Raw genomic sequence first — 15,581 nt, 5'->3', positions numbered from 1 at the left:
ATATAAAACAAAGCGATAAAAAAAATTCTACGCAATTTCAGCGCTTGAATAGAGTCAATGCGATTTATTTCACTTTTTTTGCAGTCGGCCCCTTGATCGACTCAAAGGCGCATGGCTAAACAAGAGTTTCCAGCAGCGTGCGATCAACGTCGCGCCTGTCTCAATCGAGAATGACATGTGAAGGATCTCTGCACCGGATGTGGGGATGCGGTGGGCCTGTGTCGGGCGATGGGAGAGGTGTGAGCGCAACAACATATAGCGCGTCGCTGGTGGGGTGAAAGGGGTGGCTAGTGACGCTGAAAGTCGTGCGGTCGGAGCAAGAAATTATGGGGGGCTCCGCTTTTGAATCTGATTGGCAAAATGTAGCATCGCGCTTGCGCCGTGATCTGGGAGCCCAGATTTACGGACAGTGGATTCGCTCGATCGCCTTGGGCGATTTCTGCGAACTCACAGGAACGCTAGAACTGCTGACGCCTTCCGACTTTTCGGCGAGCTGGGTATCCGATCATTATGCCGATCGCATCCGCTTGGCCTGGTCAAGCATCAATCCTGCCGTGCGCCAGCTGAAAATCCGGACCAAACCCGGGGCAGCCCGCGTTGAGATGCTGCAGGGCAACGGCCTTACCGAGCGTCCGGCGGCGGTTCATGTCAACGATGCACTGCCGGTTCGCAGCCAGCTTGATCCGCGCATGACTTTTGCGAATTTCGTCAAGGGCCAGACCAATGCACTGGCTTTGAGCGCGGCCGAACGTGTCGCCGCTGCTGAGCGTCCGCTGTTCAACCCGCTTTATCTGCAAGCCGCTACGGGACAGGGCAAAACCCACCTAATGCATGCGATCGGCCATGCCTATGCCGAGGTAAATCCCGACGCGCAGATTCTCTATATGTCGGCGGAAAAGTTCATGATGGAGTTTGTCTCCGCCATGCGCCGCAAGGAAGTGATGGAGTTCAAGGCCCGCCTGCGTGCCGTAGACGTGCTTCTGATCGACGACATCCAGTTCATCATCGGCAAGGTTTCAACGCAGGAGGAATTCCTCCACACTGTTGATGCCATCATCGGCGCGGGCAAGCGCCTTGTCGTGGCCGCAGACCGCGCGCCACAGGCATTGGACGGTGTCGACCAGCGCATCCTTTCGCGCCTGTCGATGGGCCTTGTTGCCGACATCCAGCCCGCTGATCTCGAACTGCGGCGCTCAATCCTGAACCAGCGGCTGGCCAACATGCCAGAGACGCAGGTCGGCGAAGATGTGATCGAGTTTCTCGCGCGCACCATCAGCCGCAATGTCCGCGAACTCGAAGGTGGTCTGAACAAGCTGATCGCCTATTCGCAACTGACCGGCAAGCCGATCACGCGCACGCTTGCTGAAGAGCAGCTGAAGGACATCCTCAGCGCCTGCCGCCGCCGCATAACGATCGACGAAATCCAGCGCGCCGTGTGCGAATATTATCGCATTGACCGCAGCGAAATGTCGTCGAAGCGCCGTGCGCGCGCCGTGGTTCGTCCTCGTCAGGTGGCTATGTATCTCGCCAAGGTGATGACGCCGCGCAGCTATCCCGAAATCGGGCGCAAATTTGGCGGACGTGACCATTCGACGGTGATTCATGCCGTGCGTCTGGTCGAAGATCTGCGCCGGATGGATAATGACATGGACAATGATGTCCGTGCGTTGCTCCGCCAGCTAGAGGCCTGAACTGTTTACATAAGCGCCTTCCCTTGGGGCAGGCGTCAGACTATCCCGGGGACAAGATGGACTCGGGAGGTTCTTGATGGCGAAATTCTGCATTCAGTGCGGTACGGCCCTGAATGAGGTGGCGCGGTATTGCGGCAATTGCGGTGCAGTTGTGCCAGCCGTTGATAACAGCGTGCCCTCATCGGCCTATGTGCCTCCGGCTGCACCGGTCATCGAACAGCAGAGTTATGCAAATGATGAGGTCTCGGAGCACAAGAAGGGGCCGAACTGGCTTTTAATTGGCGGCGGGTTGGGCCTTTTGCTGCTGCTCCTGCTCTATTATTTCCTGTTCTTGCACGATGATATGGCTGGCAACAGTCTTGAGGATCGCGTTCGACAAGCACCAGTTGCCGAAGAGGCAGCAATCGACAAACAATATTATGCCGTTGCCGATGCAAATATCCGTGACAAGCCGACAACGCAGGGCAGCACGGTAACAGGCAAACTGCTTCGTGGGACCGCGACCACAGGGAAGATGATCGTCGGCGAAGATGGCACCAGCGACTGGCTCGAACTGGCCGACGGCAAGGGATATATAGCCACCGTCAACTTGTCCGAAATTCAGCCGCCCGAAATCGTCAAGTCGCTTGGCGACAAAAGCTGGACGACCGACCAGTCGATCGAAATCTGGGCGCAACCCGATGTTGCATCGACACTGATCGACCGTGTCGCGGCAGGGACATCGCTGTCGTTGTTCGGACTGACGGCGAATGACTTTATCGAGGTGAAGCTGAAAAAAGGCGGCGTTGGCTATATCGCCGATGGCGCCCGCATTGCTGCCCTCGCCAATGGCAAACCCATTGCGATTGCGTTCAATCCCAATAGTTGCAGCTTCGGCCCCGAAATTGACGCCATGTTTAGCAAGATTGGTGACAAGCTACGCGCTAGCTACAAGGCCTTGGAGAATAAGGAATATCCGAGCGAAGAAGCGCGTGGAAAGGCGCTGGCATCGATCGAAGGCAAAAGCAGCTATGAAAAGCTGCAGCGCAACTATGAAGGGCTGACGGTCACCGCCATTGCGCAGCATTATGAATCGCAGTCGGTTTACTTCGCTGAACCGCCTGCTCGAGTGATCGAAGTTCTGCGCTCGAAGGGCCATAAAGTTGGTAAGGATGGCAGCATTCCCAGCACCGATCTTTATGCAGGGATAGGCGCTACGTCCGGGGAAGGCGCCCGCTTTGGTAAATCAGAGCTGACCTGCGGTGTCTGAAACTGAAAACCCCGCCCTTTTTGGGGGCGGGGTCTGTGTAAGTCGGCTCTTTGGTAAGAACTATTTCTTCTTTCCCGTTTCTTCCGGCGCGACGGAAATACGCATAGTTTCTCCGCTATTGCCTGGGAAACCCGTGAACATTGCGGTGACCAGGTTCGGGACCAGATAGGGCAGGCGGTTTGAACGCGATTTGGCCTCGGCCTTGCCTTCGAACAGCCGCTCACCTGTTGCTCCATTTTCGATCTTCATCTCGACACCGCTTGTGTAAACGGTGAAGCTGCGCACGTCATAGCCACGGCCAAAGCCTGATCCGTACAGGAACGGATCGTGCCAGCCATAGACATAGCGCGCGCCGCGCGGGGTGCGCACGATATAGGGGCGGTAATAGCCCCGACCGAATCCAAAGCGGCCATAGCCCCAGAAGGGATCGTAAAAGGGATCGTCGTAAACGACCGTGCGTTCCTTGCCCTCATCAACCCCATAGTCGAGCTTGACCACCAGATCGGCAGCGCCGCCTGAAGGGGCCGGAACATAGCCCGCCTTGGTCATCTCGGCGGAAACCATTGCGGCATATTGGCCGAATTCGATCCCGCCATCATCGGCCGGGTCAGCGGCCTTCACAGTGAAAGTCTGGCCTTGTGGCGCAGGCATCTGTTGGAAACGTGAAACATCGGCCTTGAATGGGGTCGCGCATGCAGCCAGCGTTAGCAACAGTGCGGGGGCCAGAATGGAAACAGCTTTACGCATCGAAACTTTACCTCCGTTACCACCAATATAGGCGGGCATGCGGTGATAGCTATCCGAAATGCGCTGAACTGTCGTTGAACAACAAAGCGTTCAGCGGCGGGACATGTAAATAAATGTCAGCGCAGCAGGCCCAGCGCCTGATAGGTGCGATCCAGTGTCGGCTCGGCCAGTTGGCGCGCTTTGGCCGCCCCTTTCTGCAGTGCCGCATCGATTGCAGCCGTATCGCTGCGCAGCGCGTTCAGCCTTTCGGCGATTGGCGCGAGCTTGCTGACGAGCAACTCGCCGAGCGCGGGTTTGAACGCGCCAAAGCCCTGGCCGCCATATTGCGCCAGCACAGCGTCGACGCTGCTGCCATCGAGTGCGGCATATATGCCCACAAGATTTTCGGCTTCAGCGCGACCGGCCAGACCGTCCTTTTCGCTCGGCAGCGGTTCGGGGTCAGTCTTCGCTTTGCGCACCTTCTGCATGATGGTGTCGGCATCATCGGTCAGATTGATGCGGCTCATATCCGAGGGATCGGATTTGCTCATTTTCGCACTGCCATCGCGCAGGCTCATGATACGCGCGGCCTCGGGCGGGATGATCGGCTCGGGCAGGGTGAAAATCTCTTCGCCATTTCCGAAATCATTGTTGAACTTCTGCGCAATGTCGCGCGCCAGTTCCAGATGCTGTTTCTGGTCCTCACCAACGGGGACGTGCGTGGCCTGATACAGCAGCACATCGGCGGCCTGCAGCACCGGATAGGTGAACAGCGCGACAGAGGCCCCCTCGCGGTTCTTGCCGGCCTTGTCCTTCCACTGCGTCATACGGTTGAGCCAGCCCATCCGCGCGGTGCCGTTCAAAAGCCATTGCAACTGGCTGTGCGCAGGCACTTGCGTCTGGTTGAACAGGATCGACTTGTCGGTATCGATACCGCAAGCGATCAACGCCGCCGCCATCTCGCGGGTATTGGCGGTCAGTTCGGAAGGCACATGCGGCTGCGAAATCGCGTGCAGGTCTGCAAGGAAGAACAGGCATTCGCCCTCATCCTGCATCTTCACCCAATTCTTGATCGCCCCCAGATAATTGCCGAGGTGGAGGTTGCCGGTGGGCTGGATGCCGGAGACGACACGCATGACTTGGGTGCTTTCCTAGTTACTTGGCTGCAGCGCGATTGCGCCGTAGCAGTCGGTTGATGCGCTCACGATCCAGCGCGCCAACCACATATCCGACGGCGAAATAGACCGCCATCCCGCCGCCGACAAGTATTGCGAGCGCCGCAACCCGCGTCAGAATGTCGTCGGAGAAATAGGGCATCATCCAACCCATCAGCCACCACAGCAGCGCGGACATCGCCGCTGTCGCCAGCAACTGCCGTGCGATACGGTTTCCGAGCGCGCCGGTGAAATGGAACCAGCCGCGCCGGTGCAGCACGATATAAAGCAGCAGGCAGTTGAGCGAGGCCGAAGCCGCCGTCGCCCCCGCCAGCCCGACAATGCCCCAAGGCCGCACGACGAAGACGTTGAGGATGATGTTGAAGATGAGCGAGATCAGCGCAGTATAGACCGGTGTCTTGGTATCCGAACGGGCGAAAAAGCCCGGGTTCAGGATCTTGACGATCACATAGGCCGGAAGCCCAGCGACCAAAGCGGCCGTGATACTGGCCATGATGGCTCCGTCGGCCAGAGTGAATTTGCCGCCAACGAAAAAGGCGTTGGTGAAGGCGGGTGCGCAGATTGCCAGCGCCGCCGCCGCAGGCAAGGTCAGCAAGGTTGCCATTTCAAACGCATCGGCCTGCAAATCCTGGGCACGTTGCAGATCGTCGCTCTGGATATGGCGCGAGAGCATCGGCAGGATAGCCGTGCCCAGTGCTATTCCGACAATCCCCAAAGGCATCTGGTTCAGCCGGTCGGCCATTTTTAGCAGCGTCAACGAACCCTGAGGCAGTGAGGTGGCGAAGAATGTGTCGACGAACTGGCTGATCTGATAAATCCCGGCGCCAAAGGTCGCAGGCAATATCACCATGCCCAATTGCTTCACCTCGGGGGTAAATTTGGGCATCTGAAGGTGGAATTTCAGTCCGGCACGGTGCACTTCCCACCAGAGATAGATGAGCTGGACCAGCCCCGACAGCGAGACAGCGCCGCTCAACGCATACACCACCCAGCGATCATCACCGCTGGTGCCGCGCCAGAAATAACCCGTTCCGATGCCGCAAATCAGAACGATGTTGAACAGGATCGGCGCGATTGCTCCGGGCGCGAATTTGGAGCGGGCGTTGAGCAGTCCCGTGAGCATCGCGACGATGCTGATGAAAAACAGATAGGGGAAGGTCATGCGGCTGAGAAATACCGCAAGGTCGAATTTGCCCGGAACCGACTGGAATTCGCTCGCCAGCAGCCAGACGATGCCCGGCATGATCAACATCGCGAGCCCTGAAAAAACCAGCAATATCCAGATGAAGACCGACATCACATCGTCAGCAAATTTTGCCGCCTCGGCCTGTCCATTTTCGCCCGCCAACCTGCGTGAATACATCGGGACAAAGGCAACCGAAAAGGCGCCTTCGGCAAACAGACGACGGAAGGTGTTGGGCAGCGTGAATGCCAGTTGATAAGCATCGCCCGCCAGCCCGGCACCCAGAACGCGCGCGAGCAATATGTCGCGCACAAAGCCGAATATACGGCTGATAATTGTAAATCCGGCGATGGTAGATGTGTGCCGAAGCAGACTCATCGCCGGTTCACTTCAAACAATCTTGAAATCAGGCTTCGCCAGCCGGCTGAGCTTCGGCGGTGGCCTGTGCTTGGGCGAGCTGCTGTAGATAGAGGCCATTGAAATCGATCGGTTCGAGCACCAGCGGCGGATAACCGGCGTCGCGGATCGCATCGGCCACTACGCGGCGCGCGAAAGGGAACATCAGACGCGGGGCTTCACCGAACAGGAACTGGTGCGCATAGCCTTCATCGACATTGCGCAGGCCAAACAGTGTCGCATATTCGAGTTCGACATTGAAATGCACGCCTTGGTCCGCCTCGGCCTTTACGCCAAGCTTCAGGCAAACCTCGTTGACTTCGTCATTGACCGGGTTGACCTCGATATTCACCTGAACATCGATCTGCGGCTGGGCGTCCCAACCATAGCTGCTCGGTGCGTTCGGGTTTTCGACCGACAGGTCCTTGATATATTGGCTGAGCATGCCGACTGCCGGTGCGGTGTCTTCGCCATTTGCTTTCAGTGCGTCGGAAACGATATTGCCTTCTTCGGCCATTTTGATGTGCTTTCCTTAGTAAATTTCGGGCCATCCCCATGGCCGCGCCTCGGCAGCGCGCCTAGCAGGGGGATGGGCAAAGGGCAATGCTTTAGCACGGGGAAAAGCGGCGCTTTGGTAGCCGTAACAAAAGAATTGCGCCAAGCCATTTGAATCTGGTGGGGGAAATGCCTATGTTGACGTCAAGGAAGCTGGGTTTCATGCCGTTCAAACTGGATTAACCTGGATTTTGGTTTTTCGGGCTAAGCCGAACTGGCTCGATATGTTGAGGCGCGTATTATGGTGACTGTCGAAATCGTTTTGCTGGCAATGGTTGCGGCCTTTCTGGGCCTGCGCCTCTACTCCGTGCTTGGCAAGCGCACCGGGCATGAGCAGGAGCCTGTCGCCCGTCCCGCCATTGACGAACGCCAGCCCACCGTTGTGCCACAGCCTGTTGGACAGCGCGAAACCCATGCCCCCGTGCCGACAATGGATAGCCCGCTGGCGGATAGCGCCGCGCAAAGCGGCCTGCGCTCGATCGCCAATGCCGACCGCACATTCGACCCCGCATTGTTCCTCGAAGGCGCCAAATCGGCTTACGGCATGATCCTTGAAGCCTATTGGAATGGCGACAAGGACAATCTCCGTTTCCTGTGCGACGACGATGTCTATGAAAGCTTCGCCGAAGAAATCGACGCCCGAATGGCGCGTAACGAGACGCTTGAAAACCGGCTTGTCCGTATCGACGAAGCGCGCATCATCAATGCCAGCTATGATCATCCGGTTGCGCGTATTTCGGTGCAATTCGATGCCGATATCGCCGCGCTCGTGAAAGATGCCAACGGCACCATCATTGGCGGCTCGCTTTCCGACGCGATTGAAACGCACGATATCTGGACATTCTTCCGCGACGTGAAGTCGGGCGACCGCAACTGGAAGCTTGACGAAACCGACACGGTCTGATTCACCCCGGGGCATGAAAAGCCCCGCCCTCGCGCTCGCCCTGTCGACCCTGTTGCTCTCCGCCTGTTCGGGCGGGATCATTCCAAAGGGCGGCGCTTCTGCTCCATCGACAACGCCTGCGCCCGATGTGGCTGCCAAACCTGTTCCTTCAACACCGGTGCCGCCTATCGCTTCGGCTGTCGCGACCGGTGAAATCCCGAACGCCGCCATTGCGGGCCTTGTCCGCGGGCCAGCCATTGGCAGCCTCAGCGTCGATCCGCGCAAAACCAATCTGGCGCTCGCCTCTTTCCGCACCTCCTGCCCGGGCCTGCTCAAGCGCACCGACAATTCCGGACTGACGCAGGGCAGCGACTGGCAGGACGCTTGTGATGCGGTCAAGACATGGACCGGCGATGCGATCTCTTTCTTCGCAACCTATATGGATGCGGTGCAGGTGGGAGAGGGCAAGGCCTTTGTGACCGGCTATTTCGAGCCAGAAATTACCGGTTCGCGCACCAAGCAACCCGGTTATGATGTCGCCATTTACAAACGACCATCCGACCTCATCGATGTCGATCTCGGCCAGTTTTCGGACGACCTCAAAGGCAAGTCGATCCGTGGCAAGGTGCAGGGGACGAAGTTCATCCCCTATGACGAACGCGCCGCCATCGTCGACGGCTCGCTTGCCGGACGTGGACTGGAGATTGCGTGGGCGGCGGATCCGATCGAATTCTTCTTCCTGCAGATTCAGGGCTCGGGCCGATTGCGGTTGCCCGATGGAGGGGTGATGCGCATAGGCTATGAAAGCCAGAACGGACGCGGTTACACCGGCATTGGTCGGCTGATGAAGGATCGCGGCCTGATCACCGACGGTTCGATGCAGGGCATCGTCAAATATCTGCGCGAAAACCCCGAAGAGGGGAAGAAGATCATGAATGAAAATAAGAGCTTCGTCTTCTTCCGCGAACTAACCGGCGCAGGCCCGCTTGGCGCAATGGGCTATCCGGTGGTGGGGGAAGCGAGCGTTGCCGTCGACCCGAAATATGTGCCGCTTGGCGCACCCGTATGGCTGTCGCTCGACCGGGCCGAACCCAATGGCGTTTGGGTGGCGCAGGACACCGGAGGAGCCATCAAGGGGGCCAATCGGTTTGACAGTTTTTGGGGTGCGGGCGACCGTGCCCGAGCGATAGCAGGTGGTATGTCAGCGCGGGGCAGTGCCTTGCTGTTCTTGCCCAAGGCTGCAGTCGCGCGCCTCATTCCGACCCAATAATGGCCCGCCGCCTCCATCCGGAGGAGCGGAGCCTGTGGAACCGCGTCGTCGAAACCGTGAAGCCATTGCATCCGGTGAAGGTCGCGCTGCACCCGCATCCGGTTGACGAAACGCCCAAGGCAAAGCCTGCGGAACCGAAGGCGACGAAGCCAAAGCCCAAGTCCAGCGCCGTTCGCTCACCCACCAATCCACCCAAACCGATCGACAGCAATCTCGATTCGCACTGGGACCGGCGCTTTCACAAAGGTGCGGTAATCCCCGATATCAGTATCGACCTGCACGGGCAGGGGCTGGCAGGCGCGCATGCGAGGCTCGATCATACGCTCGAGCAAGCCATTCATCAGCGGCTGCGTGTGGTGCTGCTCGTCACCGGGAAGGCGCGTGCGCATGACCGAACAAGCGGCTCTGGAAGAGGAGCGATTGCCGCGGTGGTGCGCGACTGGCTCGCGGCTTCGCGCCATTCGTCACACATTTCCGCCGTCAGGCAGGCGCACCCGCGCCATGGCGGGGACGGGGCCTTGTATATTGTGCTGAAACGTTAGGCTGCGAGCAACCGCAACGTCACCCGCCGGTAAATCTCCGCCAGCGCATCGAGGTCAGCAATCGCCACCGCCTCGTCCAGCTTATGCATCGTGGCATTGCACAGCCCGAATTCGACTACCGGGCAGAGTTTTGAAAGGAAGCGCGCGTCGGATGTGCCGCCGGTGGTTGAGGCTTCGGGGACGATGCCGGTCACTTCTTCCACCACAGCCGACATGGTTTCCGAAAGCTCGCAAGGCGGCGTCAGGAATGCCTCGCCCGATATCATCGCCTTCAACGTGCCACCACCTGTCTCAACAATGCCGCGGATCATTTCGACCAGACTTTCTCCGCTGTGCAAATCGTTGAAGCGGATCGAAAGCCGTGCCAGCGCCTTGGCGGGGATGACGTTGGTCGCGGGGTTACCGGTGTGCAGTTCGGTGATCTCGATATTGCTCGGCTGGAAAAATTCCGTGCCTTGGTCGAGCACCACCGCCTTGATCTGCGCAAGGATGGCAACCAGTCGCGGGATAGGATTGTCGGCCAGATGCGGATAAGCGACATGACCCTGCGTGCCTTCGACGGTGATCCACATATTCACCGATCCGCGCCGCCCGACCTTCATCATGTCACCCAGCCGGTTGACGCTAGTGGGTTCACCGACGAGACACAATTCGGGCAGGGTACCGCGTACTTTCATATGCTCGATCAACGCACGGGTGCCATGGATTGCAGGGCCTTCCTCGTCGCCGGTGATGATCAAGCTTATGGTTCCGGCCTCTTTGGGAATATCATGCAAAGCAGCAACAAAGGCCGCGATGCTGCCCTTCATGTCCACCGCACCGCGCCCGTAAAGCAGGTCGCCGCGAATTTCGGGTTCGAATGGTCCGCTCGCCCAGCCGTCGCCCGGCGGTACGACATCCAGATGCCCGGCAAAGGCAAAATGCCGTCCGTCTTTTCCACGGATTGCAAACAGGTTTTCCACAGGCCCGCCATGCGCTGGATCGGGATCGTCCGCACCCGCAACGAAACGCTCTACGGTAAAGCCCAGCGGCAGCAGCATCGCCTCCATCGCATCGAACACGCTGCCGCGCGCGGGCGAGATGCTTTCGCAGGCCATCAGGCGTTGGGCGTAATCGAGGGCAAGGCTGTCAGTCATTTGCACCGCATGGCAATCGCGCTATGTTTTGTCCATAAATTCTGAACGGAACCATCATGCCCAAAATTGACATCGAAGCCATCCCGCAATCAAACGCCACCGGCTATCCCGAACCCTTCGACAAGGAGGTTGCGGGCCGTTGGTGGCGCAGGCTGGCACCTGTTGCTGGCTTGACGCTGATGGGGGCGAGCCATGTGGTGCTGAAGCCCGGCGGCTGGTCGTCGCATCGCCACTGGCATGAAAGCGAGGACGAGATGGTTATAATGCTCTCGGGCGAGGCGGTGCTGATTGAAGATGACGGGGAGACGGTCATGCGCGCAGGGGGTGTGGCCGCATGGCCAGCGGGCGTGCGCAATGGCCATCATCTGATCAACCGCAGCGATGTGGATTGCAGTTTCATCGCCATCGGTGCTGGTGATCGTTCAACCGGTGGTGTTTACTCGGATATCGATATGTTGTTCAGTGAGGAGGATTATTACCACAAGGATGGCACGCTCTATCCGGCGAAACGCATGAAATAGGGCGACGTGAGTTACTTGCCCGGCTCGGTCTCGAACTTTTCGATCACCCATTCCTCATCCTGCGCTGCCTGATACCATTCTTGCATCCAGGGATGCGCCAATACGGCCTCGATATAGCTTTGCGCAAAGCCGGGCAGGGTGAAGCCGTAAGTGACAAAACGCGTCACAATCGGTGCGTACATGATGTCGGCGCCGCTATATGTGCCGAACAGATAGGGCCCTTCCTTGCCGAAACGCGCGCGGGCCTCTGCCCAGAGACCCAAGATGCGCAATGCATCGTTGCGGGTTTCTTCGCTGATGGTCGTGCCCTCATAGGTCTTGCGAAGGTTCATCGGGCATTCGCGGCGTAAAGGCAGGAAACCCGAATGCATCTCCGCCGCCATCGCCCGCGCCATGCCGCGTGCAACGTCATCCTTGGGCCAGAAGCGCTCTCGCCCTACCTTGTCGGCGAGATATTCGAGGATCGCGAGGCTGTCCCAGATCACCGCATCGCCATCCCACAATATGGGCACCTTGCCGGACGAGGGGGCGAGGTCTTCCTCACGTTTGCGCTCGTCCCATGTGGCATCGTAGAGCGGGACGGTCATTTCCTCGAAATGCAGACCCGACTGCTTGCAGGCGAGCCAGCCGCGCATCGACCAGCTGGAATAGGCCTTGTTTCCGATGATGAGTTTGAGCGTCATGATTGGATCGCTTCTAGCACCGCCTCGCGCAAGGCATCAATCCCGCCCTTTTTTTCCGCCGAGGTTGCTGAAATCAACGGAAAGGCGGCACTGTGCTTGCGCAGTTCTTCCAGCGTTGCGGCCTCAACTGTCGCCAGTTCGCTGGCCTTGATCTTGTCGGTCTTGGTCAGGACAATGCGATAGCTGACGGCTGCGCCATCAAGCATCTTCATAATCTCGCGGTCGACTTCCTTGATGCCGTGGCGGCTGTCGATCAGCAGGAAGGCGCGTTTCAGCACCTGTCGACCGCGCAAATAGTCGTTAACCAGATAGCGCCATTTCTGGACCGTTTTTAGCGGGGCCTTGGCATAGCCATAGCCGGGCATGTCGCAAATGCGGAAGATGGGTGGCTCACCGACATCGAAAAAGTTGAGCTCCTGCGTGCGCCCCGGCGTGTTCGATGCGCGGGCCAGGCCGTTGCGGTTGACCAGCGCGTTGATCAGGCTCGACTTGCCAACGTTCGAACGACCGGCAAAGGCGATTTCCGGCACATCCGCATCGGGCAGGAATTCAAGTCCGGGGGCTGACTTCAAAAAGTTAACCGGGCCTGAGAAGATTTTTGTGTCCATATTATTGCCTCTTTCCTCCTCTCCCCTTCAGGGGAGAGGCAACGAGACTTGGTCTTGCACCGCAAGGCCTAGTCGCAGTCGGAGAGGGGCCCCTCTCCAAGCGCGGCTAGCTGCAGGAGCAGCAAGCCTTGCTATCCTCTCCCCCGGAAGGGGAGAGGTGTTGTGTCTTAGGCCTTCGCCTTCTTCTTTTCGGCCTCTTCCTTCGCCATTTGCTCCTTCAGGATCGGATGCTTGGCATAGAGCCATTTCTGCTGGCCGATCGAGATCAGGTTCGAAACCACCCAGTAGAGCTGCAGACCAGCTGCGAACGGTGCCATGATGAACATCAGGAACCAGGGCATGATTGCAAAGACCTGCTTCTGCACTTCGTCCATCGGCTGCGGGTTCAGCTTCTGCATCAGCCACATGGTGATACCCAGCAGGATCGGTAGAATACCGATCGCGAGGAAAGTCGGTGGATCAAAGGGCAGCAGGCCGAACAGGTTGACCGGGGTCAGCGGATCGGGTGCCGAAAGGTCTTTCAGCCACAGCGCAAAAGGCTGGTGCCGCATTTCGACGGTCAGCATCAGGATCTTGTAGAGCGCAAAGAAAATCGGAATTTGCAGCAGGATGGGAAGGCAACCGGCAAGCGGATTGATCTTTTCCTCCTGATACAGCTTCATCATTTCCTGCTGCAGCTTGGGCTTGTCGTCCTTGTAGCGTTCCTGCAGTACCTTCATCTTCGGCTGAACAGCGCGCATGCCCGCCATCGAGGCGAATTGCTTCTGTGCGACGGGGAACATGAAGATACGCACGATGATCGTCAGTGCGATAATCGCGACGCCGAAATTGCCGACAAGATCAAACAGCCAGAGCAGGATCGTCAGGAACGGAATGGCGATGAACCAGAACCAGCCCCAGTCGATCGAATAATCGAGATAGGGAATGCCCAGTTTCTTGGTGTAGGTGCGCAATTCCTCAAATTCCTTGGCCCCTGCAAACAGGTGCGAAGTTTGCGAGGCTGATTGGCCCGCGGCAACGGCTGTTAATTGTGCGTTGCGGACATTTGCCCAGTTATAGCCGCCTTCTGAACGGAATTCGGCCTTCACCGGTACCTTCTGGTCAGGGATCAGTGCGGCGAGCCAATATTTGTCGGTCATGCCGTTCCAGCCGCCGGTGCTGTCAAAGCTGACCTTGTTGCCCGGCGCTTCGGCAACCTGATCATAGCCCCAGTCATAATTGGGTTCGCCGTTAAAGACGCCGATCGGGCCGATGTGGATCTGGGTAAAGATCGAGCCGCCTTTGGTTGCTTCCTTGGGCTTGCCCTTACGGCTGATGATGCCAAATGGCGTCACATTGGCGGTGGGCAGACCCACGGCGTTGGTGAAGCGCTGGTCGGCGGAGAGCATATAATGCTCGTCGATCGATAGTTTGATATCGAAACGCTGGCCTTCGGGATTAGTCCAGCTGAGCGTGACCGGCGAAGTCGGAGTCAGCTTCTTTCCATCCGGCGTCCAGACCGTCTTGTCTGTGGGAAGCGTCGCGCCATTGCCGGTCCAGCCGAAGCGCGCAAAATAGGCGTTTTCGGTGCCCGACGGGGCGAATAGCCGCACTGGTGGCGATTTTTTCGACAATTCCTGCCGGTGCGTCGAAAGCACAAGATCGTCGACGCGTGCGCCTTCGAGGTTGATCGAGCCTTTGAGCTTGGGTGTTTCAATCAGCACGCGCGGATTGGCCGCTAGGGCAGAAGGCAACGCCACGGCCTTTGCAGGTAGCGACGTCACAGCAATATCGCCGCTGTCGCTATTCGCGCCTTCCGACTTTGCGGGAGCGCTTACGCTCTTATCCGCAGCCGGAGGCGTCGGGAAAAACTGTTCCGCAACATAGGGCCAGCCAAAAAGAATGAGGCCAGTCAACAGCACTGCCAGGATGATATTACGCCGGTCTTCCACTCAAATATTCCCTGTTAATTCAATGTCTGGATCGTGTTTGGAACACATTAGGGCACCGGATCATATCCGTGCCCACCCCAAGGATGGCAGCGCAATAGCCGTTTCAGTGCCAGCCAGCCACCCTTAATCGCGCCATGTTTCTGCAAAGCCTCTATCGCATAGGACGAACAACTCGGTGCATAGCGACAGGTCGGTGTCAGGATGCGCGATGGTCCCAATTGCCAGCCACGCGCGATGAGGATGAACAGCTTGGCGATCACAAAATCACCGTAGCCCTGAGCCTGTCGAAGGGCGCTTGTCTGCTGAGCGTGGTTCACCTTCGGTGGCCTTCGGCTCGACAGGCTCAACACTACGGTTTTCTCCGCCCAATTTCCGCAATGCCTTTGTCATTTCCTCACGCAGCAGGCTGAAATCGCGCTCGATTCCTCCGTCTCTGCCAATCAGGATATGGTCGGCCCCAGCCTTGCCCAGTTCGGGAAGCAATTCCGCCGCCAATTCGCGGAAACGGCGGCGCATGCGGTTGCGCACCACGGCGTTTCCGACCTTCTTGGTGATGGTGATGCCCAGCCGCTTCGCCGGGGTATCGTCGCGCCGGTCGTGCACCAGTAAAACGAAACCGGGAGTTGCATAGCGCTTCCCCCGGTTGGCAGCCAGAAACTCCGGCCTTTTTTTGATGACGGTGTAACCGCGCATCTCGCGGCTACCGCAATGCGCCGGGCTTAGGCCGAGAGCTTCTTGCGACCACGTGCGCGGCGACCGTTCAGGATCGCGCGACCAGCAGCAGTCGACATGCGGAGACGGAATCCGTGACGGCGAGCGCGCACAAGATTGCTCGGTTGAAAGGTGCGCTTCATGGCTCAAATCCTCAATAAAATCAGCTATCGGAATAAAAACAGCCGCCGAATCTCTACGGCGACCGCCTTTGTTGAGCGGGCCTTTATGGTTTGGGCGGGTAAAAGTCAACATGACTCAGGGCAGTTTTTGACCAAAGTCGTCGCGGCGGAACAGCCGAAACAGGTCGCGCTTGACGGG

General features: G+C 58.3%; 18 protein-coding genes. 7 read left to right on the top strand and 11 right to left on the bottom strand.

The window, feature by feature from the left end:
* Positions 1-326 precede the first annotated feature (326 nt).
* Together dnaA and ABL922_RS12480 are read left to right on the top strand one after the other, a co-directional pair.
* On the top strand, positions 327-1,691 hold the full coding sequence (gene dnaA, locus ABL922_RS12485) for a chromosomal replication initiator protein DnaA (protein ID WP_349024537.1): 1,365 nt from the start codon (positions 327-329) through the stop codon (positions 1,689-1,691).
* A gap of 76 nt (positions 1,692-1,767) precedes the next feature.
* Positions 1,768-2,940: a hypothetical protein gene (locus tag ABL922_RS12480; protein ID WP_349024535.1), complete on the top strand. Its 1,173-nt coding sequence runs from the start codon at positions 1,768-1,770 to the stop codon at positions 2,938-2,940.
* A 60-nt stretch (positions 2,941-3,000) separates the two neighbouring features.
* Here ABL922_RS12480 and ABL922_RS12475 read toward each other — a convergent pair whose 3' ends face one another.
* The 4 genes from ABL922_RS12475 to secB form a co-directional block, all read right to left on the bottom strand.
* Positions 3,001-3,687: a DUF4136 domain-containing protein gene (locus tag ABL922_RS12475; protein ID WP_349024534.1), complete on the bottom strand. Its 687-nt coding sequence runs from the start codon at positions 3,685-3,687 to the stop codon at positions 3,001-3,003.
* A gap of 116 nt (positions 3,688-3,803) precedes the next feature.
* Positions 3,804-4,802, bottom strand: a complete 999-nt coding sequence (gene trpS, locus ABL922_RS12470) for a tryptophan--tRNA ligase (protein WP_349024533.1) — start codon at positions 4,800-4,802, stop codon at positions 3,804-3,806.
* 19 nt (positions 4,803-4,821) lie between these two features.
* Complete coding sequence (gene murJ / locus ABL922_RS12465; protein WP_349024532.1) at positions 4,822-6,402, bottom strand: murein biosynthesis integral membrane protein MurJ; 1,581 nt, start codon at positions 6,400-6,402, stop codon at positions 4,822-4,824.
* Positions 6,403-6,430: 28 nt separating this feature from the next.
* Positions 6,431-6,937 carry a protein-export chaperone SecB gene (secB, locus tag ABL922_RS12460; protein ID WP_349024531.1) on the bottom strand — a complete coding sequence of 169 codons (507 nt, stop codon included), beginning with the start codon at positions 6,935-6,937 and terminating at the stop codon, positions 6,431-6,433.
* A gap of 279 nt (positions 6,938-7,216) precedes the next feature.
* On the opposite strand from secB, the gene ABL922_RS12455 reads away from it, so the two are divergent.
* Genes ABL922_RS12455 through ABL922_RS12445 form a run of 3 tightly spaced genes read left to right on the top strand, consistent with a single transcriptional unit; the run spans position 7,217 to position 9,670 of the window.
* The gene (locus ABL922_RS12455; RefSeq protein ID WP_349024530.1) at positions 7,217-7,879 is read left to right on the top strand and encodes a Tim44/TimA family putative adaptor protein; all 663 of its coding nucleotides are present in this window, start codon (positions 7,217-7,219) and stop codon (positions 7,877-7,879) included.
* A gap of 13 nt (positions 7,880-7,892) precedes the next feature.
* The gene (locus ABL922_RS12450; protein ID WP_349024529.1) at positions 7,893-9,128 is read left to right on the top strand and encodes a murein transglycosylase A; all 1,236 of its coding nucleotides are present in this window, start codon (positions 7,893-7,895) and stop codon (positions 9,126-9,128) included.
* Positions 9,128-9,670, top strand: coding sequence for a Smr/MutS family protein (locus tag ABL922_RS12445; protein WP_349024528.1), 543 nt, complete (start codon positions 9,128-9,130; stop codon positions 9,668-9,670). The genes ABL922_RS12450 and ABL922_RS12445 overlap by 1 nt, the downstream gene beginning before the upstream one ends.
* Here ABL922_RS12445 and dapE read toward each other — a convergent pair.
* Positions 9,667-10,806 carry a succinyl-diaminopimelate desuccinylase gene (gene dapE, locus ABL922_RS12440; protein WP_349024527.1) on the bottom strand — a complete coding sequence of 380 codons (1,140 nt, stop codon included), beginning with the start codon at positions 10,804-10,806 and terminating at the stop codon, positions 9,667-9,669. The genes ABL922_RS12445 and dapE overlap by 4 nt on opposite strands.
* A 56-nt stretch (positions 10,807-10,862) precedes the next feature.
* On the opposite strand from dapE, the gene ABL922_RS12435 reads away from it, so the two are divergent.
* Positions 10,863-11,327, top strand: coding sequence for a cupin domain-containing protein (locus tag ABL922_RS12435; RefSeq protein ID WP_349024526.1), 465 nt, complete (start codon positions 10,863-10,865; stop codon positions 11,325-11,327).
* Between the two features lie 11 nt (positions 11,328-11,338).
* Here the strand turns inward: ABL922_RS12435 and ABL922_RS12430 are convergent, their stop codons facing one another.
* The 6 genes from ABL922_RS12430 to rpmH form a co-directional block, all read right to left on the bottom strand.
* Positions 11,339-12,010, bottom strand: coding sequence for a glutathione S-transferase family protein (locus tag ABL922_RS12430; RefSeq protein WP_349024525.1), 672 nt, complete (start codon positions 12,008-12,010; stop codon positions 11,339-11,341).
* Positions 12,007-12,618: a ribosome biogenesis GTP-binding protein YihA/YsxC gene (gene yihA / locus ABL922_RS12425; RefSeq protein ID WP_349024524.1), complete on the bottom strand. Its 612-nt coding sequence runs from the start codon at positions 12,616-12,618 to the stop codon at positions 12,007-12,009. Before yihA ends, ABL922_RS12430 begins: the two co-directional genes overlap by 4 nt.
* Before the next feature lie 167 nt (positions 12,619-12,785).
* Entirely contained in the window at positions 12,786-14,549 is a 1,764-nt protein-coding gene (yidC, locus tag ABL922_RS12420) for a membrane protein insertase YidC (RefSeq protein WP_349024523.1), read from the bottom strand.
* A gap of 47 nt (positions 14,550-14,596) precedes the next feature.
* The gene (gene yidD / locus ABL922_RS12415) at positions 14,597-14,809 is read right to left on the bottom strand and encodes a membrane protein insertion efficiency factor YidD (protein ID WP_349024522.1); all 213 of its coding nucleotides are present in this window, start codon (positions 14,807-14,809) and stop codon (positions 14,597-14,599) included.
* A gap of 4 nt (positions 14,810-14,813) precedes the next feature.
* Complete coding sequence (gene rnpA / locus ABL922_RS12410; RefSeq protein ID WP_349024536.1) at positions 14,814-15,224, bottom strand: ribonuclease P protein component; 411 nt, start codon at positions 15,222-15,224, stop codon at positions 14,814-14,816.
* Positions 15,225-15,268: 44 nt separating this feature from the next.
* Positions 15,269-15,403: a 50S ribosomal protein L34 gene (gene rpmH, locus ABL922_RS12405; RefSeq protein ID WP_115548735.1), complete on the bottom strand. Its 135-nt coding sequence runs from the start codon at positions 15,401-15,403 to the stop codon at positions 15,269-15,271.
* Here rpmH and ABL922_RS12400 point away from each other — a divergent pair.
* Positions 15,402-15,581 (top strand): hypothetical protein (locus tag ABL922_RS12400; protein WP_349024521.1); only part of this gene is annotated, 180 nt, incomplete at its 3' end. The two genes, rpmH and ABL922_RS12400, sit on opposite strands and share 2 nt — an antisense overlap.

The organism is Sphingorhabdus sp., assembly GCF_040079335.1.
Lineage (GTDB): Bacteria > Pseudomonadota > Alphaproteobacteria > Sphingomonadales > Sphingomonadaceae > Sphingorhabdus_B.
The sequence above is the reverse complement of the archived record's forward strand: the minus strand, read 5'-3'. Positions and strand labels throughout refer to the sequence as shown.